Annotated in this window: 24 protein-coding genes and 2 tRNA genes; 11 read left to right on the forward strand and 15 right to left on the reverse strand. The window is 53.1% G+C overall.

From position 1 onward, the window contains the following. The first annotated feature begins 194 nt into the window (after nt 1-194). From ushA to IFO68_RS03495, 3 genes are all read left to right on the forward strand, one after another. Nucleotides 195-1,862 carry a bifunctional UDP-sugar hydrolase/5'-nucleotidase UshA gene (gene ushA, locus IFO68_RS03485; RefSeq protein ID WP_192014610.1) on the forward strand — a complete coding sequence of 556 codons (1,668 nt, stop codon included), beginning with the start codon at nt 195-197 and terminating at the stop codon, nt 1,860-1,862. Nucleotides 1,863-2,005: 143 nt separating this feature from the next. After that, entirely contained in the window at nt 2,006-2,479 is a 474-nt protein-coding gene (gene ybaK, locus IFO68_RS03490; protein ID WP_192014611.1) for a Cys-tRNA(Pro) deacylase, read from the forward strand. 58 nt (nt 2,480-2,537) lie between these two features. Continuing rightward, on the forward strand, nt 2,538-3,152 hold the full coding sequence (locus tag IFO68_RS03495; RefSeq protein WP_192014612.1) for a LysE family translocator: 615 nt from the start codon (nt 2,538-2,540) through the stop codon (nt 3,150-3,152). A 36-nt stretch (nt 3,153-3,188) separates the two neighbouring features. Here IFO68_RS03495 and smrA read toward each other — a convergent pair whose 3' ends face one another. Continuing rightward, a complete protein-coding gene (gene smrA, locus IFO68_RS03500; RefSeq protein WP_192014613.1) occupies nt 3,189-3,770 on the reverse strand; it encodes a DNA endonuclease SmrA in 582 nt (193 codons plus the stop codon). Between the two features lie 118 nt (nt 3,771-3,888). Beyond that, nucleotides 3,889-4,029: a DUF3149 domain-containing protein gene (locus IFO68_RS03505; protein WP_027253831.1), complete on the reverse strand. Its 141-nt coding sequence runs from the start codon at nt 4,027-4,029 to the stop codon at nt 3,889-3,891. A 351-nt stretch (nt 4,030-4,380) separates the two neighbouring features. Here IFO68_RS03505 and IFO68_RS03510 point away from each other — a divergent pair. Continuing rightward, a tRNA-Pro gene (locus IFO68_RS03510) sits at nt 4,381-4,457 on the forward strand. A gap of 99 nt (nt 4,458-4,556) precedes the next feature. Further along, nucleotides 4,557-4,633 (forward strand) — tRNA-Pro (locus tag IFO68_RS03515). Between the two features lie 565 nt (nt 4,634-5,198). Here IFO68_RS03515 and IFO68_RS03520 read toward each other — a convergent pair. Beyond that, entirely contained in the window at nt 5,199-6,098 is a 900-nt protein-coding gene (locus tag IFO68_RS03520) for a TraB/GumN family protein (RefSeq protein ID WP_192014614.1), read from the reverse strand. Between IFO68_RS03520 and IFO68_RS21975 the strand changes: the two genes are divergently transcribed. Then, the gene (locus IFO68_RS21975) at nt 6,097-6,231 is read left to right on the forward strand and encodes a hypothetical protein (protein WP_255557874.1); all 135 of its coding nucleotides are present in this window, start codon (nt 6,097-6,099) and stop codon (nt 6,229-6,231) included. The two genes, IFO68_RS03520 and IFO68_RS21975, sit on opposite strands and share 2 nt — an antisense overlap. A 35-nt stretch (nt 6,232-6,266) precedes the next feature. Here the strand turns inward: IFO68_RS21975 and IFO68_RS03525 are convergent, their stop codons facing one another. Next, on the reverse strand, nt 6,267-8,984 hold the full coding sequence (locus tag IFO68_RS03525) for a copper-translocating P-type ATPase (protein ID WP_192015035.1): 2,718 nt from the start codon (nt 8,982-8,984) through the stop codon (nt 6,267-6,269). A gap of 175 nt (nt 8,985-9,159) precedes the next feature. Between IFO68_RS03525 and cueR the strand changes: the two genes are divergently transcribed. Further along, nucleotides 9,160-9,564, forward strand: coding sequence for a Cu(I)-responsive transcriptional regulator (gene cueR, locus IFO68_RS03530; RefSeq protein WP_237028844.1), 405 nt, complete (start codon nt 9,160-9,162; stop codon nt 9,562-9,564). Between the two features lie 38 nt (nt 9,565-9,602). On the opposite strand, the gene IFO68_RS03535 is transcribed toward cueR, so the two are convergent. From IFO68_RS03535 to tesA, 3 genes are all read right to left on the reverse strand, one after another. After that, the gene (locus IFO68_RS03535) at nt 9,603-10,457 is read right to left on the reverse strand and encodes a co-chaperone YbbN (protein ID WP_192014616.1); all 855 of its coding nucleotides are present in this window, start codon (nt 10,455-10,457) and stop codon (nt 9,603-9,605) included. Between the two features lie 405 nt (nt 10,458-10,862). Next, nucleotides 10,863-11,690, reverse strand: a complete 828-nt coding sequence (locus IFO68_RS03540) for an SDR family oxidoreductase (RefSeq protein WP_192014617.1) — start codon at nt 11,688-11,690, stop codon at nt 10,863-10,865. A gap of 44 nt (nt 11,691-11,734) precedes the next feature. Further along, a complete protein-coding gene (tesA, locus tag IFO68_RS03545; protein WP_192014618.1) occupies nt 11,735-12,334 on the reverse strand; it encodes a multifunctional acyl-CoA thioesterase I/protease I/lysophospholipase L1 in 600 nt (199 codons plus the stop codon). Here tesA and IFO68_RS03550 point away from each other — a divergent pair. Together IFO68_RS03550 and IFO68_RS03555 are read left to right on the forward strand one after the other, a co-directional pair. Beyond that, nucleotides 12,333-13,007: an ABC transporter ATP-binding protein gene (locus tag IFO68_RS03550; RefSeq protein ID WP_192014619.1), complete on the forward strand. Its 675-nt coding sequence runs from the start codon at nt 12,333-12,335 to the stop codon at nt 13,005-13,007. The genes tesA and IFO68_RS03550 overlap by 2 nt on opposite strands. After that, complete coding sequence (locus IFO68_RS03555; RefSeq protein ID WP_192014620.1) at nt 13,004-15,481, forward strand: ABC transporter permease; 2,478 nt, start codon at nt 13,004-13,006, stop codon at nt 15,479-15,481. The genes IFO68_RS03550 and IFO68_RS03555 overlap by 4 nt, the downstream gene beginning before the upstream one ends. Nucleotides 15,482-15,496: 15 nt before the next feature. Here IFO68_RS03555 and IFO68_RS03560 read toward each other — a convergent pair whose 3' ends face one another. The 5 genes from IFO68_RS03560 to IFO68_RS03580 form a co-directional block, all read right to left on the reverse strand. Further along, entirely contained in the window at nt 15,497-16,420 is a 924-nt protein-coding gene (locus IFO68_RS03560; protein WP_192014621.1) for a TIGR01777 family oxidoreductase, read from the reverse strand. Nucleotides 16,421-16,539: 119 nt separating this feature from the next. Continuing rightward, nucleotides 16,540-16,839 (reverse strand): Rdx family protein, encoded by a 300-nt coding sequence (locus tag IFO68_RS03565; protein WP_192014622.1) that lies wholly within the window; start codon nt 16,837-16,839, stop codon nt 16,540-16,542. Between the two features lie 8 nt (nt 16,840-16,847). Next, on the reverse strand, nt 16,848-17,609 hold the full coding sequence (locus tag IFO68_RS03570) for a sulfite exporter TauE/SafE family protein (protein ID WP_192014623.1): 762 nt from the start codon (nt 17,607-17,609) through the stop codon (nt 16,848-16,850). A 136-nt stretch (nt 17,610-17,745) separates the two neighbouring features. Beyond that, a complete protein-coding gene (gene pta / locus IFO68_RS03575; protein ID WP_192014624.1) occupies nt 17,746-19,899 on the reverse strand; it encodes a phosphate acetyltransferase in 2,154 nt (717 codons plus the stop codon). A gap of 120 nt (nt 19,900-20,019) precedes the next feature. Beyond that, nucleotides 20,020-21,219 (reverse strand): acetate kinase, encoded by a 1,200-nt coding sequence (locus IFO68_RS03580; protein ID WP_192014625.1) that lies wholly within the window; start codon nt 21,217-21,219, stop codon nt 20,020-20,022. 319 nt (nt 21,220-21,538) lie between these two features. Here IFO68_RS03580 and yfbV point away from each other — a divergent pair, with 319 nt between their 5' ends. Further along, entirely contained in the window at nt 21,539-21,988 is a 450-nt protein-coding gene (yfbV, locus tag IFO68_RS03585; RefSeq protein ID WP_192014626.1) for a terminus macrodomain insulation protein YfbV, read from the forward strand. Between the two features lie 157 nt (nt 21,989-22,145). Here yfbV and dxs read toward each other — a convergent pair whose 3' ends face one another. Genes dxs through xseB form a run of 3 tightly spaced genes read right to left on the reverse strand, consistent with a single transcriptional unit; the run spans nt 22,146 to nt 25,166 of the window. Next, on the reverse strand, nt 22,146-24,011 hold the full coding sequence (gene dxs / locus IFO68_RS03590; protein ID WP_192014627.1) for a 1-deoxy-D-xylulose-5-phosphate synthase: 1,866 nt from the start codon (nt 24,009-24,011) through the stop codon (nt 22,146-22,148). A 23-nt stretch (nt 24,012-24,034) separates the two neighbouring features. Next, the gene (gene ispA / locus IFO68_RS03595) at nt 24,035-24,931 is read right to left on the reverse strand and encodes a (2E,6E)-farnesyl diphosphate synthase (protein ID WP_192014628.1); all 897 of its coding nucleotides are present in this window, start codon (nt 24,929-24,931) and stop codon (nt 24,035-24,037) included. Further along, nucleotides 24,924-25,166: an exodeoxyribonuclease VII small subunit gene (xseB, locus tag IFO68_RS03600; RefSeq protein WP_192014629.1), complete on the reverse strand. Its 243-nt coding sequence runs from the start codon at nt 25,164-25,166 to the stop codon at nt 24,924-24,926. The genes ispA and xseB overlap by 8 nt, the downstream gene beginning before the upstream one ends. Nucleotides 25,167-25,540: 374 nt before the next feature. Here xseB and pomA point away from each other — a divergent pair, with 374 nt between their 5' ends. Continuing rightward, nucleotides 25,541-26,302 carry a flagellar motor protein PomA gene (gene pomA, locus IFO68_RS03605; protein ID WP_192014630.1) on the forward strand — a complete coding sequence of 254 codons (762 nt, stop codon included), beginning with the start codon at nt 25,541-25,543 and terminating at the stop codon, nt 26,300-26,302. The last annotated feature ends 4 nt before the right edge of the window (nt 26,303-26,306 follow it).

The following is a 26,306-nucleotide window of genomic DNA, read 5'->3' on the forward strand; positions in this document are numbered from 1 at the left end:
GTTTTCTGATATGAACCTGGTGTATGCCATTCAAAAATAAAAATGATATCGATTGCATAGTGATCCAATTAACACTATGGTGAAATCGCCTGCCACCTGGCATTTGATTACTTTACACTGAGCACTGTTTTTGGCCACAACCACCGCCAAGGAAAGGAGGTGAGCCATGAGAGTTGACTGTGTAAGGTGATGAAATGAAAAATAAAATGTTTACCCGCACTGCCTTGTCAGCGGGATTGCTAATGGTATTGGCTGGCTGTGCGAGCCAGGAACAAGCCGACACCTGGCAATCAGACCAGACCTACAAGCTGACAATTCTTCATACCAATGATCATCATGGCCGTTTCTGGCACAACCGTGACGGTGAATACGGTATGGCTGCCCGCAAGACCTTGCTGGATGACCTGAGAGAAACCGTGACAGAAGAAGGCGGCACCAGCCTGTTACTGTCTGGTGGCGATATCAACACAGGCGTGCCTGAGTCGGATCTGCAGGATGCGGAGCCCGATTTTAAAGGCATGAACATGCTTGGCTATGATGCGATGGCTGTGGGTAACCATGAATTCGATAACCCGCTTGATGTGCTGCGCAAGCAGGAAGGATGGGCAAACTTCCCTATGCTGTCAGCCAACATTTATGACAAGGCGACAGGCAAGCGTTTGTTCCAGCCGTACCAGATTTTCGAGCAGCAGGGGATCAAAATTGCCGTTATCGGTCTGACGACAGAAGATACCGCGAAAATCGGTAACCCGGAATACATTGGCGGCATTGAATTTCGCGATCCAAAAGCCGAAGCTAAAGCTGTCATCGCCGAGCTGAAAGCAACGGAAAAGCCGGATCTCATTATTGCGGCTACCCACATGGGCCACTATGCCAATGGTAAGCATGGTGTCAATGCGCCGGGTGATGTTGCCCTGGCGCGTTATCTTGAACCGGGCGATCTGGACTTGATCGTCGGTGGTCACTCTCAGGAGCCTGTCTGTATGGAAGGGCCGAATGTGGCGAACCCATCTTTCAAACCGAGTGACGATTGCAAACCGGATCAGCAGAATGGCACCTGGATTGTGCAGGCGCACGAGTGGGGCAAGTATGTGGGCCGGGCGGATTTTGAGTTCAGAAACGGTGAGCTGAATATGGTCAGCTACGATCTGATCCCGGTTAACCTGAAGAAGAAAATCAAGCTGGCTGACGGCCAGTCAGAGAAAGTCTTTATTGAGCAGGAGATCCCTCAGGATGCCACGGTGAAAGCTTTCTTAACGCCATATCAGGAGCGCGGACAAGCGAAACTCAATATCAAGATTGCCCAGTCAAACGGCAAACTGGAAGGCGACCGGAGCGTAGTGCGTTTTCAGCAGACCAATCTGGGACGTTTAATTGCCGCCTCTCACATGCAGCGTGCCAAAGCTGATTTTGCGGTCATGAACTCAGGCGGCGTCCGTGACTCTATTCCTGCCGGTGATATTACTTATAAAGATGTGCTGAAAGTACAGCCATTTGGCAATATGGTGACCTATACCGATATGACAGGGGCCGAAGTGCTGGACTACCTGGGTTCTGTTGCGACTAAGCCCGTCGACTCGGGGGCATATGCGCAGTTCTATGGTGTCACTATGGATATCCGGGACGGTAAAGTCAGCAATGTTAAGATTGGTGGCAAAGCTTTGGTACCAGGCAAAACCTACCGGTTTACTGTGCCCAGTTTTAATGCCGCCGGTGGCGATGGATACCCTAAACTGGTTGATCATTCCGGTTACGTGAATACCGGATTTGTTGATGCAGAAGTGCTGAAAGACTACCTGGAAGCCAGCAGCCCGATTAATGTTCATGCGTTCGATCCTAACGGCGAGATTGTGTACCGTTAATCGGTACTGAAACTCTGCGTTGAAGACTAAAGCTCACTTGTTCTGGCAGGTGAGCTTTTTTATTGCTGTCTGTGCCGGTACTGGCTTGGCGTGAAGATACCTGTTAGCTATAGTGGGTAACGATAATTATGCCGGAGGACAGGATGACACCCGCTATAAATCTCGCGAAAAAGCACAAAATTGCCCATAAAGTCCATCAGTATCTGCATGATCCGAACAATACCAATTTCGGCCTGGAAGCGGCAGAGGTGCTGGGGCAGGATCCGGCCCGGGTGTTCAAAACCCTGCTGTTTTCCTGCAATGGCGATCCCAGGCAACTGGCGGTGGCTATAGTCCCGGTAGCGGGCATGCTGGATCTGAAATCGGCGGCAAAAGCCGCAGGGGCCAAAAAAGCCGAAATGGCCGATCCGGCCATAGCCGAAAAAACAACTGGCTACATTGTGGGGGGGATCAGTCCCTTAGGCCAGAAAAAGCGCTTGCCCACTTTTCTTGATGACTCGGCCAAGGACTATGACACTATCTGTGTCAGTGCGGGTCGGCGAGGATTGGAAATAGAATTGGCGCCCAAGGATCTGTTGCAACTGACCTGTGGTCAACTGGCGGCGTTAGCCCGTTAATTATTCCAGCCACTTATTTAATTTACGACAGGCTGAGTATTGGCCGCAGGAGACAAGGATGACGTTCAGTATCTGGCTTTCATTACTGATGATTTGTATGTTGGGGGCAATGTCGCCCGGACCCAGTTTAGCGGTTGTGGCTAAACACAGTCTGGCGGGCGGGCGCTTACATGGTATTGTCACCTCCTGGGCCCATGCATTTGGCGTTGGCGTGTATGCGTTACTGACTCTGCTCGGGCTGGCTGTTGTCCTCAAACAGTCGCCAGCACTCTTTCAGGTCATGACCTATTCAGGAGCGGCTTACCTGGCGTATTTGGGGATCAATGCCCTGCGTTCGAAAGGGGGAGTGGCGGCAAAACTGGCGGCAGGCGAATCTGCAAGCATGGCTAGTGCAGCCCGGGACGGACTGATGATCTCTGTGCTGAATCCCAAACTCGCGCTGTTTTTTCTCGCCTTGTTCAGCCAGTTTGTGGCCGTTGGGAGTGCTATGAGCGATAAAGTGATTATTGTCGCTACACCATTATTGGTGGATGGCCTCTGGTACACACTGATTGCCCTGGTTCTGTCCCGACCAGCGGTGCTGGAAACGCTGAAAACACGCGCCCAGCTGATCGATCGTTTGTCCGGCGTGGTGCTGATTATGCTGGCACTCAGAGTGGTGTGGCAGGGATAGGCACACTGCCACCCGTTGCTAATGTTAATATTAATGTCAGCTTTGACGCTTCTGATGCCGCTCCCGGTTTTCCAGTTTACGTTCAGGGCTTTTCTTTAGCATGACATACAAGGCTCCGTTTCCGCCATGTTGTCGTAACGCTGAATGATAGCCCATCACATCGCTGATTTGAGTCAGCCAGGTCGCGACATAGCTCTTCATTAAAGCCGGAGGCGTTGAACGTTCACCTTTACCGTGAACGATCAGCACGGTACGAATATCCATTCGCTGACATTGCTTGAGAAAGTGCAACACGTCATCTCTGGCTTCCCTGAGCGTTTTGCGGTGCAGATCAAGCCTGGCCTGAATATCGTACTTGCCCAGTCTTAACTTGCGGATGACGCCATCCTGAACCCCGTCACGTTTGTAATCCAGCATGTCATCCGGCTTGACCATAGTGACATAATCTAGCGATAAATATTCCGGGTCACTGTCAGCCAGGCTCTGCGCTGCGGCTTGTCGGGCGAGCTGGGCGTCAGTAATCTGATGCTTCTTTTCCGGGGGCACTTTATCCTGCTCCAGCGGGGCCACATCGGCCATCATTTCTCGGAACAGGTCCAGTTCATCTTGATCGGACATGGTGTGTTTTTCTACTGCGGACGGTAGGGAAGATTATACGTGGCTAGGCAAGAAAAAAAAGAATCCCGAGCCTGTCAGAGTTCTCAGGATTCAAAGAAGATTGGAGATAACGGAACGGCTAATCTTGTGGCTTTGCATTCATAGCTTTATAGACAAAATAACCACCATAGAAGAGCATTAGCCCCAATGCACCGAAAATCACTATCATTGATGATAGGCCAACCGGATTACCAAAGAGTAAATCTAGCCAAAAATCCATGTGATGTCCTCTGCCAGGGAAACTGAATTCAAGCTTAATGGACCTTGGCGAACGAGCTGATGATCTGGATCAATTCATACTCGAATCATCACTATTGGTGTGTTTTTTTGCGGATCTCAGCAAAATTCTGTGTTAACTGGTGCATTCCTAAGCAAGTAGCAGCAAGGAAAGGAAATTTTCTGTCCATCCTCTTGCGTTCAGTAAATTAGCCAGTATTATAGGCCACCTCGAATCGCATCAGCGTTTCGTTTTTGTCGGCGAATAGCGCAGTTTGGTAGCGCATCTCCGGCTTTTGAGAATAGCGGACCAGAGGGACCCTCTGGAGCAAGTCTCAAAGCGAAACAGAATTATCGGTGAATAGCGCAGTTTGGTAGCGCATCTGGTTTGGGACCAGAGGGTCGGGGGTTCGAATCCCTCTTCACCGACCACTATTTTAAGACGCGGTTTGAGTAACTCAGATAACAAGAGTTATACTTTCAAAAGAAGCAAATCTCGTTTTTAAGACTGTAGTCAGTCTGAACAAATTTCGGTGAATAGCGCAGTTTGGTAGCGCATCTGGTTTGGGACCAGAGGGTCGGGGGTTCGAATCCCTCTTCACCGACCACATTACAGAAGCCCGCTCATCGAGCGGGTTTTTTTATGTCTATTAGCTTTTAATCGCTAGAGAGCGACAGGTTTGGTCCCGTCGGGTCGGGTGCGGAAGCCCGCCGCGTTGAATCCCTCTTCACCGACCACATTACGGAAGTCCGCTCAATGAGCGGGCTTTTTTGTGTCTATTGACTTTTAATTGTCAAGAGAGCGGCAGTTTTAGTCCCGTCGGGTCGGGTGCGGAAGCCCGCCGCGTTGAATCCCTCTTCACCGACCACATTACGGAAGTCCGCTCAATGAGCGGGCTTTTTTGTGTCTATTAGCTTTTAATCGCTAGAGAGCGACAGGTTTGGTCCCGTCGGGTCGGGTGCGGAAGCCCGCCGCGTTGAATCCCTCTTCACCGACCACATTACGGAAGCCCGCTCAGTGAGCGGGCTTTTTTTTGTAAGTGCATAATTTGGCTCTTGTGCCCAGTAACCCCCTCCTGACCTCCCCCTTGAAAAGGGGGAGGGATCGTACAGAGCTTGCTGAAACCACGGATAATCCCTCCCCTTGGCGAGGAAAGAATTAGACTCGGCGACTCATGGCCGATGGCCAGAGGTTTTTTTTGCGATACCGGATTGGCAGGAGGCAGGCTGTGCGCTGTTAATTTGGTGCACTGTGAATCCCTGCTTTTGCAGCAATGCCGGTAGCCCCTCCTCGCCCATCATGTGGTAAGCGCCGACTACCACCAGGAAAGTCCCTTTTTGGTACTGAGGGGAGATGGTGAGCTGTTTAGCCCAGTTGTAATTACGCTGTATCAGCAAGTGCTGTTCGGTCTCTTCAGACAGGGCAACTTGCTGGCTGAGCTCTGTCAGTACGGCATTATTGCCCTGCTGCCAGGCGGTGAGCAGGCAGGTCATTTCTTCTTCCAGCAGAGGCCATTCGTTGAGCGTCGTTTGCAGCAGGTTTAATCCGTGATCAGGCAGTGAAGACAGCAGGCGGAACTGCGCTTCTATCCCTTCCAGCTCGAAAATGGGCAGATTCTCTTTTAGTGCCCGGTTAAACACCACCTGATCAATCCCTTTGTCCGGAGTGAGGCCAAGCGCTAGTGACTGGGCCATTTGCAGATGCATGGCGGTGAGCCAGGGAGGGCTTTCAAGCAGGCTGAAAGGAGACAGTTTGAGCTGAGCGACAAGCTCTCTGAGTGTCCGGATATCAGATGGCGGCAGCAGTTTACGGGTAAAGTGAGCCTCGTCGATGGCCGGCATACTGAATTGTTTTTGGATATTGGCTTCTAAAATCAGACCATCCGCTTGAGGCCAGTAACGGTTAAAGGCATCAGGCAGCGGGTAGAGTGCATCGCTGCCGACATGGATAGATCCCATCAGCACAAACTGTCGCTGGTTGTCTTTGGCCAGCCAGACCTGAGGTTCTGCAGAGGCACCTGAACTGAAGATTGTCAGCAGGATACCGGCTTTGGTGAGCAAGGATTTGAACATGCTGTTTCCATTGGCGGTAGGATGCATACAGCCTATGGAATCTGGTGTGGGCTGGCAAGAAAAAGCGGCTGTAGAAAGCAGCCGCTCAAAAGTCATTATTTTTTTGGATGCAGCCAGAACCACCAGACAATAAAGCCAATGGCCAGTGCAGCAAGTATAGCCATCATATCAGGCCTCCTTCTTCAATTGAGCGTTGTCCTGACTACCAGGGCGGAAAAGTCTCAGTCTGTTGGCATTGCTGACCACAGTGATGGACGAGAGCGCCATTGCTGCTCCGGCTATCACAGGGCTGAGCAGGCTGCCGGTGAAAGGGAACAGGATACCGGCGGCCAGCGGAATCCCTAATGTGTTATACACAAAGGCACCGAACAAGTTTTGCTTCATGTTACGTAACGTCGCTGATGAGAGCTCAAGTGCATCGGCGACGCCGTGCAGAGAATGGCGCACCAGGGTTAATTGCGCGCTTTCAATGGCGACATCGCTGCCGCTGCCCATGGCAATACCAATTTCTGCCTTAGCCAGTGCAGGAGCGTCATTAATGCCGTCCCCGACCATGGCTACGTGTTTCCCGGACTGCTGTAATTGCGCCACCTGCTCGGATTTTCCATCGGGCAGGACACCGGCAATGACGCGGTCAATCCCCGCCTGACGGGCGATCGCTTTGGCTGTTCGTTCGGTGTCACCGGTCAGCATGATCACCTCGATCCCTTTCGCCTGAAGTCTCTCTACTGCCGCTTTAGAGTCTGAGCGCAGCGGATCACTGATGCCTAACAGTGCGGCCAGTGCTCCGTCTACGGCAATGAAAATAGCCGTTGCACCTGCATCGGCCAGCGAGTGGGCATCGTTTTGATGGGCAGAAATGTCGATATTTTCTTTTTCCATCAGCGCACGGTTGCCCAGCAGAACACGCTGTCCGTTAACCTCGCCGCTGACGCCATAGCCAGCCTGAGCGTTAAAATCTCGGGCTGATTGCAAAGACAGTCCTTTTTCCTGTGCCGCCGAGACGATAGCTTTTGCCAGCGGGTGCTCTGCACCCCGTTCGAGGCTGGCCGCCAGAGTCAGCACAGCGTGTTCAGTGTGATCACCATAATAATGGCTGTGTGTGAGCACAGGCTTGCCTTCGGTCAGCGTACCGGTTTTGTCCAGCACCACTGTATCTATGTTGGCGGCCAGTTGCATCGCATCGGCATGACGGATAAGGATGCCGTATTCTGCAGCGCGGCCAAGACCGACTGTCACCGACATGGGGGTCGCCAGTCCAAGTGCACAGGGGCAGGCAATGATGAGTACCGTTGTTGCGGTGATCAGCATGTAAATCGAGACGGGATCCGGGCCAAAGTAATACCAGAGAGTGGCGGTAACAATGGCAATGATCATCACGGCCGGAACAAAAATGGCAGAAATGGTATCCGCCATTTTCGCCAGCTCAGGCTTGCTGCTCTGCGCCTGACGAACCAGACCTATGATCCGGGCCAGCAGGGTTTGATTACCGACCTGCACCGCTTTAAACAGCAGGCTGCCGCTTTGGTTAATGGTACCGGCATGGAGTTTGTCTCCCGGCTTCTTGTGGGCCGGGACGGGTTCACCGGTCAGCATGGATTCGTCAAGATAGCTCTCACCTTGCTCAATCACGCCATCGACAGGCACTTTGGCACCCGGACGTAAACGCAGCACCATACCCGACTGAACTTCAGCCAGAGGGACTTCACGCTCGCCTTGCTGATCCACCAGAATGGCGGTCTGCGGCTGCAGATCGATCAGTTTTTCCAGTGCCCGTGAAGTGCGACCGCGCGCTTTGGCTTCAAGTGCATGGCCCAGTGTGATCAGCCCCAGAATCATGGCTGATGCTTCAAAATAGACATGCCTGGCTTGTGCCGGGAACCAGTCTGGCTTGAGCACCACAAACATGGAATAAAACCAGGCAGCACCTGTCCCCAGGGCGACCAGGGTATCCATACTGGCTCTGTGATGTAAAAAAGCTTTCCAGGCATCGCGGAAAAAGTGGCCGCCACAGTAAATGAGCAACGCCAGCGTCAGCACACCTATGATGCCCCAAGCCCACTGGCTGGTGGCCGACTCTATCATCATACTGCCACCGAATACGCCCCAGGCCATGAGGGGCACACCCAGCGCTAATGCCAGCCCGGCATTGAGCAGATGCTGTTTGTAAGTTGCTGTATTCTGGGCTTGCTGGCGCTCACGTCTTGTCGCTTCATCTTCACTGAGCTCTGCACCATACCCGGCATCAGACACAGCTTGGATCACAGATTCAGGACTGATATCCCCCTGAACCAGCGCTGTCCGTTCGGCCAGGTTGACACTGACAGCTGTAACCGCTGCCACGCCCTGAATGGCTTTTTCAACTGAGGACACACAACTGGCGCAGGTCATGCCTGAAAGCAAAAAGTAGTGGCTGTTATCGGATGATGGCGCGGTTTCAGTAGCGGCTGATGGTGACGGCTCGGGTTGCTCCGTTTTCGCTTGTTCAGGTGCAGTTGCGTCGTGCAAGACAGCTTCTGCCGCATTCGTTTCAACCGCACCAGCTTCAGCCGGTACCTGATAGCCTGCAGATTCAATCAGGGCTATCAGCGCGGATTCGGTCAGTGAGCCCTGCACCTTTGCCCGGGTTTTGCTGACTTCAAACTGCGTGATTTCCGGCTCGTTTGTGAATATGGCCTCCAGCTTGCTGACACACTTGCCACACGACAGACCCGACAGCGGCAAGTCATGGTGGTAACCCCCTTGGTAGCCAAGGCTTTCGATAGTAGCAATCACTTCATTCAGATCGACCTGCCCTGTGATATGGGCTTGCTGGGTATTAATGTCCAGAGATTCGATACCATCAAGCTTGCTCAGTGCCTGTTTAATTTTTCCGACGCAGTTCATACAGCGAACCTTGCCAAGTGGCAGCCTGATATCCATGTTGGCAGCGGAATGGCTGGCTGGGGTGGCGGCGTGATTTGAATTATCCATGGGCTTCCTCTACACCACAGTTATGAGATATGCTAACCCTAAAGCTTCCAGTTAATGGAAGGTCAAGCGGTATTTTAATGAGGTAATGATGAATATCAGCGAAGTGGCAAAACAGACGGGCCTGACTAACAAAACCATACGATTTTATGAAAGCAAGGGCATGATTAGTGAGCCGCAGCGGGGTGAGAATGGCTATCGCCGTTACAGCCAAAAGCAGGTGAACGAACTGTTGATGATAAAACGATCGCGGCTGGTCGGATTCAGTCTGGATGAAAGTCGTGAGCTGCTGGCCTTGTCTCGGGATCCGGACAGAAAAAGTGCTGACGTAAAAGAAAAAGCTGAGCACAAACTGGCTGAGATTGATCATCAGATCCAGGAATTACTGGCAATGAAACAAAGCCTTCAGAGCCTGATCAGTCAGTGTCCGGGTAACAATCAGCCGGGTTGTCCGATCATTGATGCCCTGACCATAGGGGAGGCTGCGGCAAGATAACCGCAGGCAAAGTGGGATTGCCTGCGGCGTGGATGAGATCAGTACAGCAGAGAATAAAGCTGACGACGATACTGACTGGCAAGGGCATTGCCCTGACCGAGTGAGGCCAGGATATCCATCATGGTTTTCTTGGCATTACCGTCGGCGAAGTTCAGATCTTTACGCAGCAGATTCAGCAGGATATCCAGAGATTCCTGATGACGATTGACCTGGCTGTACTGCACCGCAAGCTCATAAGCGAGCTGTCCGTTGCCCGGATCGGTGGCCAGTTTCTCTTCTAACTGGCGGATCTCCGGAGAATCGCTGGCTTGGCGGTGGAGCTCCAGCTTTGCAACCAGCCCTTTGTAATAACCGTCCTGATCCTGCATCGGAATCTGCCCAAGCAGGGTTTCCGCTTCGTCAAACTGTGCCGTTTCCAGCAGGCATTCGGCGGTGGCAAGCAACACCTGGCTGTTACCCGGCAGGCTGCCTGCCAGTTCGCGCAGAATGGGCAGTGCTTCGTTGAAGGCTTGCTGGCTGACTAATTGAATGGCCTGTTCCAGCTGCATTTCTTCCTGGCTGGGTAAATGCTTACTCAGCATCTGACGCAGGCTGTCTTCGGTTTGCGGACCTGCCGCGCCGTCAACCGGCTGACCATTGCTGAAAATGGCGACGGTCGGAAGACTGCGCACACCAAACTGGGCTGCCACCATCTGCTGTTCTTCACAATTGAGCGTTGCCACCACAAACTGGCCAGCATACTGGGCCGCCAGACGCTCAAGCAGGGTGTTGACTTCTGCTGTTTCTGGCATGGATGGAGCCCAGAAGCTGATCACGACCAGCTGTTGCATTGACTGCTCTATCACCTGATGCAGATTGGTTTCATTCAGTTCAATTGCTAATTTGTCATTCATACCGGGCGTTTCCGTGATCGTTTAAGAGTGATGTTCAAGATGTTGGGCTGATTGGCTGGAAAATCAAGGGAAAAGACAGAAAAACGCGGCTGGTAACGGGTCTAAGAGAAAAAAACGGAGAGCAGGGCTCTCCGTTACAGATGGAAGGTCAGAAGCAGAGCAATAGCGACACAAAGACAGAGCGCATTTATCTGGCGTAATGTCATGCCGATCTCTCCGAAAAATGTAGCACGTTTATTTAGGGGGATCGCTGGTTTACCCCTTCTAGCAGGTAAGGACCAACTTACCCTGAAGCCTAGAGTGCTCAGATGACACAATCATGACAGCTGGCTAAAAAAAGCGCATTTTTCCGCTGAGGTTTTGACTCTCGGATCAAGATCAAAGTTTGCCCATTATGAGTGCCAGTTAATCGCTTTTTCCCAGCAGATGATCGAGCCAGCGAACGGGCAACACTCTGCGCAGAAAGCCAAAGATATAGGTCGGCTGGGTGACATAGTACCGGGCTGATGGCCGATCACTGTTGATAATGTGCATCAGCGGTTTGAGTACGGCCTCCGGGGTCAGTGTGAACTTATTGGACGGGGAGGGCTTGCCCAGTCTGTTCAGTGTGTTCTGATAACTCTCTTTGTGCCGTGATGCCGTCATATCAATATGGGCTTCAAACTGACGCTTGGCATTGGCCCGGAACTGACTTTCAATTGGCCCTGGCTCTATCAGGCTGACTTTAATCGGGGTGTTAGCCAGCTCCAGCCGCAGTGTATCTGTGTATCCTTCCAGCGCAAATTTACTGGCGTTATAGGCGCCGCGGTACTTCATGGCAACAAGACCGAGTACAGAGCTGTTTTGCACGATTTTGCCGCCTCCCTGAGCCAGCATGACAGGAATCACAGCTTTAGTGAGCGAGTGCCAGCCAAACAGGTTGGTTTCGAACTGCTCGCGAAGGGCATCGGTGGGGAGATCTTCAAGGGCGCCGGGCTGGCCGTAGGCGCCGTTGTTAAACAGCACATCGAGTTTACCTTCAGTGATACTCAGTGCTTTTGCCAGTCCTTGTTCAATAGACTGGTTGTCGGCGAGATCGAGCCTCACGCAGTGAAGGCCTTCGTCACGCAGGCGTGCGACATCGTCATCGTGCCGGCAGCTGGCCACCACCAGATAGCCAGCCTGATGAAGCGATCTGGCACAGTGGTAACCGATACCGCTGCTGCAGCCGGTAATAAGAATGGCAGTGCTCATTGATAGTCCTTAAATCCGGGCATCATCGCGCCCGTAAAATCTGGTTACAAAAAAGGTGTGATAGTGTCCGTTATGAATTCAGCGATCCAGGGCTGAGCATCGGCTTTGGGGTGCAGGCCATCATCCATCATCCAGCCGTCACGCAGAATGACTTGCTCCAAAAAAAAGGGAAGCAGAGGCAAAGCGTAGTCTGTGCTGAGTCTGGGATAGATAGCTTCAAACTGGCTGGTATAGCGCTTGCCGTAGTTGGGCGGGATGCGGATTTGCATCAACATCGGCTCACCGCCGCTATCCTTAATAAGGTCAATAATGGCTTTGAGGTTATTCTCTATGGTCGCCGGTGGAAATCCGCGCAGACCATCATTCGCACCCAGTTCAATTATGACGTAATCTGGAGCATGCTGTTTCAATAGCTTAGGCAGACGGGCAAGACCATTTCCTGTGGTGTCGCCCGATATACTGGCATTAATGACGTCAATTTTCAGCCCGTTGCCGTTAAGCATGGGTTCCATCAGGCGGGGCCAGCTTTGTTCGGCACGCATCTGATATCCTGCACTCAGGCTGTCGCCAAGCACCATTAAGGTGGCGGCAACACTGCTGAGTGGGGTCATAACAAGTAATAACAGTGCAAGGATCCGCATCATGTCTACATCCGTGATAAAAGCGCAATCAGTAACTAAACAGGTGACAACGGCCACCACGACTCTCACCATTCTGCAGGATGTTTCGCTTGAGGTCGAGCAGGGTGAAAGCATTGCTTTGGTTGGGGTTTCCGGGGCGGGTAAATCGACACTGATGACCTTGCTGGCCGGGCTGGACGTACCCAGCAGCGGCGAAATTGAGTTGCTGGGGCAAGTTTTGTCCCACATGGACGATGAGTCCCGTGCCGCGTTGCGCAGCCAGGCCGTTGGGTTTGTGTTCCAGAGTTTTTTGCTGATCCCGTCGCTGACGGCGCTGGAGAATGTGACATTACCGGCCATTATCAAAGGGGAAACCGGTGATAGCGAGCGGGCAGCAGAGTTGTTGCGCCAGGTCGGACTGCAGGGGCGCGAAGAGCATCTTCCTTCCCAGTTATCGGGCGGTGAGCAGCAGCGTGTGGCACTCGCCAGAGCATTCATGACCGCCCCACAGGTGCTGTTTGCCGATGAACCGACGGGCAATCTGGATCAGCAAACCGCTGCGACCATCATAGATTTACTGTTTGCGCTCAACCGGGATCACGGCACTACCCTGGTGCTGGTAACGCACGACCCGCAACTGGCAGAACGTTGTGATCGGGTAGTGCGTATTCATGGCGGACGGGTGGAGGCGGCATGACAGAGATGAGTGAAAGCCAGAGTCCGGTTAGGCCAAAGGGCCATTCCCTGTTGCTGAAATGGAGCTGGCGTGAACTGTGGCAAGGGCAGTTGTGGCCCGTTGCGGTGGCACTGACTTTGATCATTGCCTGTGTATTTGCACTGGCCTCGCTGGTGGTACGGGTTGAGAAGATCATGATTAACCAGGGGCGCAGCATGATAGCCGCTGATCTGGTATTGAGATCGGCCAATCCTGTGCCTGATAACCTTGTCAGGGAAGCGGAGCGTCTGGGGCTGACGGTCACAGAGCAAACGCGGTTTGGCACCATGGCGTTCAGCGATAATGCCATGCAGCTGGTTAGCGTGAAATCTGTCTCCAGTGATTTTCCATTGCGGGGAGAGCTGGTGCTGCAGGGCACCCGCCGGACCCAGCAACAGGTCAACCCGGGTGAGTTATGGCTGTCTGAGCGGTTATTCTCTCTGCTTAATGTCAGCAATGGTGATCAGGTGGCTATTGGCAACGCTGAGCTGACAGTAGCCGGCACCATAGTGCAGGAACCGGAACTGTCGTTTAACCCTTTCAGTCAGATGCCGGCCGTGTTGATGCATGAAGCCGATCTGGCCGCCACTGAGGCTATCCAGCCCGGCAGCCGGGTACGTTACCGGGCTTATTTTAATGGTACTGAGACCCAGTTAAAGCAACTCAGGGAGCAATCACAGCTGACACCGGATCAGCGCTGGATCAGTGAAACCACCCAAGGCCGGACCGGCGAGATGATCGAGCGGGTGCAGCAGTACCTTTCGCTGACCCTGATACTGGTGATCATGATGGCCACGGCCACTCTGGTGCTGACCTGTATGCACTATACCTCCAGCCGGACGGAAACCGTGGCCATGATGAAAAGCCTCGGTGCCGGTAAAGCCTTCTTGTGGCGGTGGCTGGCGAGGCAGCTGGGGCTGTTGTTTGCCATTGCCGCCTCGGCGGGCCTGGCGCTGGGGCTTTTTCTGGAGTGGTTGTTGCGTCTGCCGCTTACTGATGTGTTACCGCAGCCGCTGCCCGAGATGGGAGCCATGCCCTGGCTGGTCAGTCTGCTGGTGGCGATCCTGGTATCGGTACCGGGCATCGGGATCGCACTGTGGCGCTTGCTGGATGCACCGGCTCTGGCTGTGATGCAGCGCCAGACGGCGGACACCAGTTCTAAGAAACGTTACCTGCTGATTTTGCTGCCTGTTGTTGCACTATTACTCTGGGTCGGTAATAACCCTATGATGTGGCTGACCCTGGCAGGTTTGTTTGTGTTGCTGGTGCTGCTGGCGGGCATGGGATTATTGCTGGTGGCCGGGTTGCGTCGTCGTCAGTGGGGACCGGCGATGACACTGGCTCTGAGTCGTATCGGTCGCAGTCCGCTGGCAAGCGGTGCCCAGTTGGCCGCCCTGACCAGCTCGCTGATGCTGCTGGCGGTTATCTGGCTGCTGCGTACCGATTTGCTGGCGGACTGGCAGCAGACATTGCCGCCGGATGCCCCCAATGTGTTTGCGCTTAATATCAGCCCGGTTCAGCATCCGGCCTATCTCAATGTGCTGGATGAGAGCGGCTTAATGCGTTCCGACAGTTATCCTATAGTGCGCGGCCGGCTGGTAACCATAAACGGCCAGAATCCAAGGGCTGAAGGCGCTGAAAACGGCAGTGAGAGTGATGAGCGTCAGGAAGGGGATGAATCCTTGCGCCGCGAACTGAATTTTACCTGGCGAGATTCCATGCCAGTACACAACACCTTAGTGGCTGGCGAATGGAGCAATGCCCCCGGTGGTGTGTCGGTAGAAACCGGTGTGGCAGAACGGCTGGGGATAAAACTGGGTGATACCCTGGGCTTTAACGTGAACAGTCAGGTGTTCAGTGCAACAGTTACCAGTCTGCGGGAGGTGGAATGGCGCAACATGCGGCCTAATTTCTACTTCATCTTCACACCGGATGTCATGGCTGATTTGCCTGCCACCTGGCTGGTCAGTTTCAGAGTGGCGGCAGAGCAGAGTGAGCTGGTGAACAAGCTCGGCCGAGATTATCCGACAGTCACCTTGCTGGACTTGAGAACCATGGCAACCCGTATTCAGGCCATACTACAGCAAGTGTCCTTGTCATTGTCTGTGCTGGCTTTTCTGGGGGTGTGCAGCGGCTTGTTACTGGTGCTGACTTTGTTACGCCTGAGCCTGTCACAGCGGCAGCAGGAAATTAAGCTCTACCGCACCTTAGGCGCCAGCCGAAGCCGGATCCGTGCCACCATCTGGAGCGAATATGGCCTGATGGCGGTACTGGCGGGGGTGATCGCCGTACTCGGGGCTGAAGCACTGGTGGCTTCTTTGATCAAATGGGGATTTGAGCTGCCTGTCAGCTGGCATCCGGGGTTGTGGCTGGTATTACCGCTACTCTCAATCGTGCTGATCCTGCTGATCATCAGTACCATGATGAAGCAACTGCTGCGTCCTTTGGGCCGATAGCGTTGTTGTGCCGGGTTACTCTACACGGGTAACCCGGCTTTCCTGATCGCTCAGGGCACTTTTCAGCGCACCTTCCAGCTCCGGGTAGCAGAAATGGAAACCATGGGCTTCCAGCTTAGCCGGCAGAGCACGCTGGCTGTCGAGCAGCATCTGGGCCGATTCTCCCATACCGAGGCGCAACAACCATTCCGGTGTGCTCATCACATGCGGACGATGCAGCACTCTGGCCAGTGTCTGGCTGAACTCTTTATTGGTCACAGGTTTGGGGGCCGTGAGGTTATAGGGGCCCTGAGCATTAGTTTGCTTGATCAGAAACAGTATGCCTTTCACCATGTCCTGCAGATGAATCCACGGGAAATACTGCTGTCCATTGCCAATCGGGCCACCCAGGCCCATTTTGTACAGCGGGACCAGTTTTGCCAGCGCCCCGCCGCCTTTGCCCAGTACAATGCCGGTGCGAAGCACACACACGCGGGTTTTTTCTGACTGCGCCGCCAGTGCCCGCTCCTCCCAGGTACGGCAAACCGTATGGGCAAAATCGTCGCGCTTAACATCGAGTGACTCGTCAAAGCCGTTGTGCTGTTGATCGCCGTAGTAGCCTACAGCAGAGCCGCTGATGAAGGTATGCGGCGGGCTCTCACCGGCCTGCAATCTGACCACCAGATCCCGGGTGAGCTGCCAGCGGCTGCGGCAAATCTCTTCTTTCTGTTTCTCTGTCCAGCGCTTATCAGCAATCGGTTCACCGGCCAGATTGATCACCACATCAAATTCATCCAGATTAACCAGTGAATCCAGGCTGGTGATGACTTTAATATGATGGCCCAGACGTTGATAAGCGCGGTTGGGGTTACGGCTGAGAACAGTTACCTGATCATGATTCAGATGAGGAAGTAGCGCTTTGCCAATAAACCCGGTTCCGCCGGTGATCAGAATATGCATGTCTCGTCCGCCTGTCTGACTGATAATTTATCCTTGTTTTGTCTAAATTATAATCAATCGGCGAGCTGTTCTCTGTTTTTCCAGCGCTTTCGGTTTTGACGTCAGTCAATAAACGAGGATCAGCGATCAACATGACCCAGATCGCGAGCGGGATCCAGAATATCCCTGACCCTTTGTTTGAGTTGTTTGGCATCAGGAAAACCGCCATCGATTTTGCGTTCCCAGATGCGAACGTTATTGCAGAAGACTTCAAACCGGCCACCTGTGTCCGGGTGCAGGCTGACGGCGTCCAGATCTTCGCTGAACGTATGCAACAGCTCCTGACACATCCAGCTGGCCCGAAGCATCCAGTTGCACTGGCGGCAGTAGTAAATATCAATCACGGCTTTGCTGGCCGTTTGCGGTGTATTGTCAGACATAAGAATTCTCACATTCCGAATAACAGTTTGGCCCCGATCAGAAACGTCAGGGCTTCGAAACAGCGCTTGATCAGCTTATTGCTCTGCCTGATAGCCAGATGCGCCCCGAGGTAGCCCCCCAGCAATGAACCGGCAATCAGAATCGGCAGCCAGGGCCAGAATATTTCCGCGCCTGCCGCGTACATGGCGACCGCGCCTGTGCCGTTCCAGAATAAACCGACACTGATCATGGTTAACGCGACGGCCTGTTTATAGTCATACCCAAACCAGCGTATCAGAAATAAGGTCACAAACAGACCGCTGCCTGCGGTCAGCGAGCCATTGATCACTCCAATCCCAGCCAGACCCAAGCTGCCGGTGATCAGCCCTTTGGTATCCCGTCGGCGTGCATTTTCGCTCTGGCCCAGGCTGGGTTGATACAGGGAGTATACGCCAAGGCCAATGATGAGGATGCCAAGGGCGGACTCGGCTATTCGGCCCGGTACAAAGAGAATGGCATTTGCGCCCAGGATGACACCTAAGGTACCGGATGCAATGACATAGCCTGTCATTGACCAGTTCAGCTTACCGGATCGGATATGTTTGACGGCTGCACCCAGCCCCAGCGCGACGCTGGCAATTTTATGGGTAGCCAGCGCCACGGAAAAGGGCAGGCCCAGAAAAATCAGCAGGGGAAACTGGATCAACCCGGCACCACCGCCGGACAAAGAGGCCAGAGTGTTGGCAAACAGGGAGCCAATGAAAAGTCCGAGAGAATTCAACCAATCCATGTATCTTGCTGCAATCCTTAATTATTCAGACTTCACAGCATACGGATTATGAATAGTCTGGCAATGAGAATAGGGTGCTGCAAAAAAAATACCCCGGCAATGCCAGGGTATTTTCTTCGTTCGATTAAGTGGAGACTTAAGCGTTTTGCTCTTCAGCCTGCTTGGCCTGAATCGCGGTCAGAGCGATGGTATAGACGATGTCGTCTACCAGCGCGCCACGAGACAGGTCGTTCACCGGCTTGCGCATGCCCTGAAGCATTGGACCGATAGACACCAGCTCGGCAGAACGCTGTACCGCTTTGTAGGTGGTGTTACCTGTGTTCAGATCCGGGAACACGAAGACAGTTGCTTTACCGGCAACCGGTGAGTCCGGCGCTTTAGATTTTGCCACGTTTTCCATGATGGCGGCGTCGTACTGCAGCGGACCGTCGATGATCAGATCAGGACGTTTTTCCTGCGCAATACGTGTTGCTTCACGGACTTTATCAACGTCTGCACCCTGGCCCGAGTTACCGGTAGAGTAAGAGATCATTGCTACGCGCGGTTCAATACCGAAGGCTTTGGCAGAGTCCGCCGACTGAATGGCGATTTCAGCCAGTTGCTCAGCGTTCGGATCCGGGTTGATGGCACAGTCACCATATACCAGAACCTGATCAGGCAGCAGCATGAAGAAGACAGAAGACACCAGTGACGCACTTGGCGCGGTTTTGATCAGCTGCAGCGGCGGGCGAATGGTGTTGGCTGTGGTATGTACCGCACCCGAGACCAGACCGTCCACTTCGTTTTGTTCCAGCATCATGGTACCCAGTACAACTGTATCTTCCAGCTGTTCACGGGCAACCACTTCGGTCATGCCTTTGTTCTTACGCAGCTCAACCAGACGAGCCACATACTGCTCGCGCACAGAGGCCGGATCGATAATGTCAACACCGGCACCCAGTACCACACCTTGCTGTTCGGCAACGCGTTTGATTTCCGCCGGGTTACCCAGCAGCACACATTCAGCAATACCGCGTTCTGCACAGATAGCAGCCGCTTTTACTGTACGTGGCTCATCACCTTCAGGCAGCACGATGCGTTTTGCCGCGCGGCGGGCATATTCTGTCAGTTGGTAACGGAAAGCCGGCGGGCTCAGGCGGCGTTCACGGGCAGAACCTTCGCTCAGGGATTCGATCCACTGGCCATCAATGTGGCTGGCCATGTACTCGTTGACCATCTCGACCCGCTCTTTATCGTCAGCCGGTACTTCCAGGCTGAAGCTCTGCAGGTTCAGAGAGGTCTGCCAGGTGTTCCCTTTGGCAATCATCACAGGCAGGCCGGTTTCGAAAGCACGCTTGCACAGTTTTTCAACGGTAGCAGGCAGTTCATAGCCACCGGTCAGCAGCAACGCGCCGATTTCCACACCGTTCATCGCCGCCAGACAGGCAGCCACAACCACATCAGGACGGTCTGCTGAGGTTACCAGCAGTGAACCCGGACGGAAGTGCTCAACCATGTTAGGGATAGAGCGGGCACAGAAAGTGATGCTCTTAATGCGACGGCTGTCGATTTCACCCGGGTTGATAATGTCAGCATTGAGGTGCTTCGCAATATCGGTTGCACGGGTAGCGATCAGCTCGGCATTGAAGGGCGCACAGCCCAGCACGCGAATCGGGCTGGAGTTGAACACTTGCATCACTTCAACGTGAGTGGGCATCACAGAGTCAGAACCGTCGAAAATTTCAGACAGATCCGGACGGGTGCGGCCTTCAGCATCCACAGGGGCATTGAGTTTGTTCACAATCACACCTGAGATGTGTTTGTTCTTAATACCGCCAAAGTTAGAGCAGGCAATTTCAATGCGCTCTTTCAGCTGGGCTGGGTTGTCTGTACCCGGCGAGACCACGAACACGATTTCCGCGTCCAGTGTCTTGGCAATTTCGTAGTTGATCTGGTTCGCAAACGGGTGCTTGCGGGTGGGCACCAGACCTTCAATCAGGGCCACTTCAGCGCCTTCAGTGGCTTCTTTAAAGCGTGCAACGATATCTTCCAGCAGCACGTCGCTCTGGTCGCTGCGTATCAGCTCATCGGCTTCAGCCATGGACACCGGCTGAGCAATTTGCATGTCGCTGTTGGCACGGATAATCGACGTTGTCAGATCCGGCTGATCGCCGCCGTGACGAGGCTGGGCGATAGGTTTGAAAAAGGAAACACGGACGCCTTTGCGCTCCATAGCGCGAAGCACACCCAGGCTGACGCTGGTCAGGCCGACTCCGGCACCGACCGGAATGAGCATTATGGTACGTGACACAGTCAATTCCTCAAACTGTTAGCAAACGGTAGAAAGGGAGGTCAGGCTGTCGGACAGCAACTCCCGATTATTATCATTCTTGATAGAAAAAGGCCGACTAAGTCGGCCAATTGGTGTTGCTTAGATGTTGGTCAGGCGTGCTGTATCTTCAGCAATCACCAGCTCTTCATTGGTCGAGATAACCATGGCCGGTACGCGGCTGTTGTCTGTCGTGATCACACCTTCGCCACCGAAACGGGCTTTCAGGTTCTTTTCACTGTCGACTTCGATACCGAAGAACTTCAGGCGGTTCAGCACCATTTCACGGATTGGGGCAGAGTTCTCGCCAATGCCGCCGGTGAAAGTGATCGCATCCAGCTGACCGTCCAGCGTCGCTGTGTAGCTGGCCACGTATTTCGCCAGGCGGTGGCAGAATACGTCCATCGCACGGGTCGCTTCTTCTTTCTGACCGTAGTTGTCTTCAACGAAACGGCAGTCAGAAGTGACTTCTGTCAGGCCAGCCAGACCGGATTCTTTGGTCAGCATGGTGTTGATTTCGTCAACAGAGTAGCCCAGAGAGTCGTGCAGGTGGAAGATGATAGCCGGGTCGATGTCGCCACAACGCGTGCCCATCACCAGGCCTTCCAGCGGAGTCAGACCCATAGAGGTATCAACAGACTTACCATTCTTGATTGCGCAAACAGACGCGCCGTTACCCAGATGGCAGTTAATGATGTTCAGTTCGCTTTCTGCTTTACCCATGCGGTTAGCCGTTTCACGGGTGATGAACAGGTGCGAAGTGCCGTGCATACCATAACGACGAATGCTGTGGTCTTTGTACAGCTTATATGGCAGCGCGTACAGGTACGCTTCTTCTGGCATAGTCTGGTGGAATGCGGTATCGAATACTGCAACGTTCTGCAGAGCCGGGAAGGCTTTCTGAGCGGCTTTGATACCAATGATATGTGCTGGATTATGCAGCGGTGCCAACGTAGCGCACTCTTCAATGCCTTTCAGCACGGCTTCATCAATCAGAGCTGATTGTGTGAACTTCTCGCCACCGTGAACCACACGGTGACCAATCGCTTTCAGGTTTTCAGCCAGCTCAGGCTTGGAAGCCAGAATAGTTTCTACCATGAAAGCCAGTGCTTCTTCGTGTGCTGCACCATTACCCAGTTGAGCTTCGTGTTTGGCACCATCAAGTTTCCACTTGATACGGGCTTCTGGTAGGTGCAGACATTCTGCAAGACCTGTCAGGTGCTCATCACCTGATACTGCGTCGACGACAGCAAACTTCAGAGAAGAACTACCGCAGTTAAGAACTAAAACCAGCTTAGACATGTGAGTGACTACCTATATAATCTGTCTGAAAGTTGATATTCAATTGAATAAGCGTTAACCATAGAATAGTCGACCCAGTGTATGGCGAGACTAAACCAGGTATTTTTGCTTCTGTCCGTAGAAGTGAAATGCAAACCTGAGGAGTTAACTTATCCTTAATTTATTGCGATAACAGGGTTATCGGCCAACAATTACCTAAGGCGTGCATAGGATAGCCCTTGTTGGTCGATATAACAAAAAAATTTTTAAAAATTAATTCATGGTAGATTGATTGTTGTTTGTTTTGAAAATTTACAGTATTTGTTGAGGCTGGTGCGATATGAATCAGACAAAAATCTGGAAACAGGTCCAACACGGCCAGCATTACATGTCGGTATGGCCAATGCGCAAAGAGCTGGCTGTATTGTTTCCTGAACAACGCTATATCAGGGCCACCCGATTTGCGGTGCGTGTGATGCCCGCTGTGGCCGTGATGAGCGTTCTGAGCCAGATGGCTTTTCATAATTCCTCTGGTTTGCCACTGGCGATGGCAGTGGCCTTGTTTGCGCTCAGTATGCCGTTGCAGGGCCTGTTGTGGCTGGGGAAACGCAGCCGGACAGCCTTGCCGCCCTCACTGGCGAGCTGGTGCCGTGAAATACACGGCAAAATTTTAAGTGAAGGCTATTCCATGCAGCCGCTGAAAGAGCGGCCTCGCTATCTGGAGCTGGCACAGGTGCTGGACAGAGCCTTTAAGCAGTTGGATAAGGCCTCTCTCGAACGCTGGTTCTGATTGCCGTTTTGCGGGGTGATGTGCTGCGGATTTGCCCTGTGTTCAGTCTGCAAAGGCGATTAGGAAAGGCGAAAAACGGTTAAAGTGAACATGTGGCAAACAAAAAAAACGGACAGGGATATTCCTGTCCGTTTTTTTGTTTGCTATCACCGGCGATTCAGCTGGCCAGATAGCGGCGGATTTGGGCCTCTATGCCCGGACCATCGATTTCCAGTTCAGCATGCAGTTCAGCTTGAGTGCCCTGATGGACAAATTTGTCCGGCAGGCCGATTTGCAGCACAGGCTTAATGCGTTTGTCTTTCATCAAAAACTCGATCACACCGGAACCGGCGCCGCCGGCGATGGCATTTTCTTCCACCGTGACCAGCAGATCATGGTTGTCGGCCAGCTCGCGAATCAAGGCTTCATCCAGTGGTTTGACAAAGCGCATGTCAGCAACAGTGGCATCCAGGGCTTCTGCCGCTTCCAGCGCATAGCTCAGTGTGGTGCCGAAGTTCAGGATCGCCACTTTTTCACCCTGGCGGCGGAGTATCCCTTTGCCCAGTTCCAGCGCCGTCATGGTGGCATCTGGTGTTACACCGGTTCCGCTGCCTCGCGGGTAGCGCACTGCGCTGGGCCCCTGATGCTGATGACCGGTATAGAGCATCTGGCGGCACTCGTTTTCGTCACTCGGTGTCATGATCACCATGTTAGGAATGCAGCGCAGGAAGCTCAGATCAAAGGCGCCCTGGTGGGTCTGGCCGTCAGCCCCGACCAGTCCGCCACGATCTATCGCGAACATCACAGGTAAATCCATAATGGCGACATCGTGGATCAGCTGATCATAACCGCGCTGCAGGAAAGTCGAGTAGATAGCGACAACCGGGTGATAACCGCCAATAGCCATACCGGTCGCCAGTGTTACCGCATGCTGCTCAGCGATGGCGACATCAAAATACTGATCCGGGTATTCTTTGGAGAACCGGACCAGGCCGGAACCTTCACGCATTGCCGGTGTGATGGCCATCAGCTTGCTGTCTTTCTCTGCCATATCACATAGCCAGTCGCCGAAGATTTTCGAGAAAGTCGGTTTGCTGTCTTTGGCTTTCGGCAGCGGGTTCTGGCTCAGATCAAACTTTGGTACGGCGTGATAATTGATCGGATCGGCTTCCGCCGGCGCATAGCCTTTGCCTTTTTTCGTCATGATATGAAGAAATTGCGGGCCTTTGAGGTTGCGCATATTTTTAATCGTACGCACCAGCTCCTGCACATCATGGCCGTCGATAGGGCCGATGTAATTAAAGCCCAGTTCTTCAAACATAGTGCCTGGCACGACCATGCCTTTGAGGTGCTCCTCGGCCCGGCGGACCAGTTCTTTAATCGGTGGTGCGCCTGAGAGAACCTTCTTGCCGCCTTCGCGAATGCTGGCATAGAAATTACCGGACAGCAGACGTGCCAGATGATTATTGAGCGCACCTACGTTCTCGGAGATCGACATTTCATTGTCGTTGAGGATCACCAGCATGTCGCTGTGTACATCACCGGCATGGTTCATGGCTTCGAAAGCCATGCCCGCGGTAATGGCCCCGTCACCGATCACGCTGACAACTTTGCGGCCCGCGCCTTCACGCTCGGCGGCAATCGCCATGCCCAGGCCGGCACTGATTGAGGTAGAGGAGTGGCCGACAGACAGCACGTCATATTCACTTTCTTCCCGCCAGGGGAAGGGGTGCAAACCGTTTTTCTGGCGAATGGTATTTAAACGATCGCGACGCCCGGTCAGGATTTTATGCGGGTAGGCCTGATGACCGACATCCCAAATCAAATGATCGAAAGGTGTGTTGTACACATAATGCAGGGCAACCGTCAGTTCTACGGCGCCCAGACCCGAAGCAAAATGCCCGCTGGACTGACTCACAGAGTTGAGCAGATACGTCCGCAGCTCATCGCAGAGCGCAGGTAAACTGTCCACCGGCAGTAAACGGAGTTCGTCCGGTGTATTGGCTAAGGCCAGATGTGGGTATTTAGAAATATCCAATGTCATAACAAGTCGGCGCTTATACTGTTTTAGTTGTTGCGCTCGATAACGTATCGGGCGAAAACTTCTAATGAATCTGTATTGTAGGGTATAGCTTCCAGGGCGTGTAGGGCTTCCTGGTATAGCTGGCGAGCTTTATCCTGTGCGCCTGCTAATCCTAGCAGGGCAGGGTAGGTGCTTTTTTCCAGAGCGGCATCTGATCCCTGGGGTTTCCCCAGTGTCTGAGTATCGCTGATCACATCCAGAATGTCGTCCTGAACCTGAAAGGCCAAGCCAATCGCCTCTGCGTACCTGTCCAGCTGTGGCAGGATGGCGACCCCTTTTTCACCGGCCGCCAGAGCGCCAAGGCGCACCGCACAACGGATCAGTGCCCCGGTTTTGTGTCTGTGTATCGTTTCCAGCTGCGCCAGACCGACACGCTTGTGCTCTGCAGCTAAATCCAGCATCTGTCCGGCACACATACCGGATGCGCCGGCAGCCTGAGCCAATTCGCGAACCATGGCGATGCGCTGGCTGTTGCCCTCGGCACTCAGCCGGCCAGAAGCCAGTATTTCAAAAGCGAGTGTCTGCAAGGCATCACCGGCCAGAATGGCAGAGGCTTCATCAAAGGCAATGTGACAGGTCGGTTTGCCCCGACGCAGTTCGTCGTCATCCATAGCAGGAAGATCGTCATGGATCAGCGAATAGGCATGAATACACTCTACTGCCGCCGCCGGGGTATCCAGATCATTGATATCCGCTCCCAGCATGCTGCCTGTGACATAAGTCAGGAAAGGCCGGGCACGCTTTCCGCCCAGCAAGGTGCCGTGCCTCATCGCCTGAACCAGAGGCTGATCGGTAAAGGGCAACTGATTCAGCCAGTGTTCCAGCTGATCATTATTACGGGCCGCGTACTCGGCCAGTTGTTGAGAAAGGCTGTTAGTCATCGCTCGGTTCAAAGTCCGTTAGTGGCGCATTGTCGTCAGCTTGCAGCAAAATCTCAACCCGTTGCTCGGCCTGGGTCAGTTTTTGCTGGCTGTTGCGGGCCAGGGAAATGCCACGCTCAAATTTTTTCAGCGCGTCTTCTAAAGGGATATCACCGGATTCCAGCTCGTTGACTATCACATCGAGTTCATTCATGGCCTCTTCGAAGGCCATCTTTTCTGGTTTTTTAGTCGCCATATCCGGTCCATTGATGGGTTGTGAGCGCGTTTGGAGGTGCGCCCGAAAATGAGGGGAAAATAGCGCACAGGCTATGCCGGGTCAAATTATGGCACAGGGAAGTGTGCGCATTACAGTGTTATTTTTATGGTTTTTATACCCTGTGCTGCTTTCTATCGCCCATTGCAAGAGGAATGCAATCACAGATGACAGGCGGAAGTTCGGTTTTTCCCAGCAGAGCACAAAACCAAGGGTTAATCAGTGCTAAACCAAAATCCAAAGGTGCCGATACAGGGTGAGTAAGTTAGAATAGCGCCAGTTTGAGCTGGCCAGAGTAACCCGGACATCCTTGATGTTACTTGGGTTGATAAGAAAAAATTACAGAGGAGTGATCCGTGGATTTGGCAACCCTCATAGGCTTAGTTGGTGCCTTTGCTTTTGTCATTATGGCGATGCTGCTGGGTGGCAGCCTTGATATATTTTTTAATGTGCCCTCTATTTTGATTGTATTGGGCGGGACATTATTTGTTGTATTAATGAAGTACAGCCTGTCGCAGTTTTTTGGCGCCGCCAAAATTGCGGCCAAAGCCTTCATGTTTAAAACAGACGACCCGGAAGATTTGATCGCCAAGATTGTTGAAATGGCGGATGCGGCACGTAAAGGCGGCTTTCTGGCGCTGGAAGAAATGGAAGTCAATAACAGCTTCCTGCGTAAAGGGATTGATTTACTTGTCGACGGTCACGACGCCGACGTAGTGCGTTCGACATTGCAAAAAGACATCGGGCTGACCAACGAGCGTCATGAACGGGGTGTCGGTATTTTCAGCTCATTAGGTGAAGTTTCACCTGCGATGGGGATGATAGGTACCCTGGTGGGACTGGTCGCCATGCTGACCAACATGGACGATCCGAAATCTATCGGCCCGGCCATGGCCGTGGCGCTGTTAACCACCTTATACGGTTCGATCCTGGCCAACATGGTCGCTATCCCTATTGCTGATAAACTGTCATTACGTAAAAACGAAGAGCGCCTTAACCGCCGCCTGATTCTTGATGGGGTACTGGCCATACAGGATGGTCAGAATCCGCGTGTGATTGACGGTTTTCTGAAAAATTACCTCCATGAAAAACAACGCCGTACTGACGTTGATGAATAAGGAG

The organism is Photobacterium arenosum, from assembly GCF_014841115.1.
Taxonomy (GTDB): Bacteria; Pseudomonadota; Gammaproteobacteria; order Enterobacterales; family Vibrionaceae; genus Photobacterium; species Photobacterium arenosum.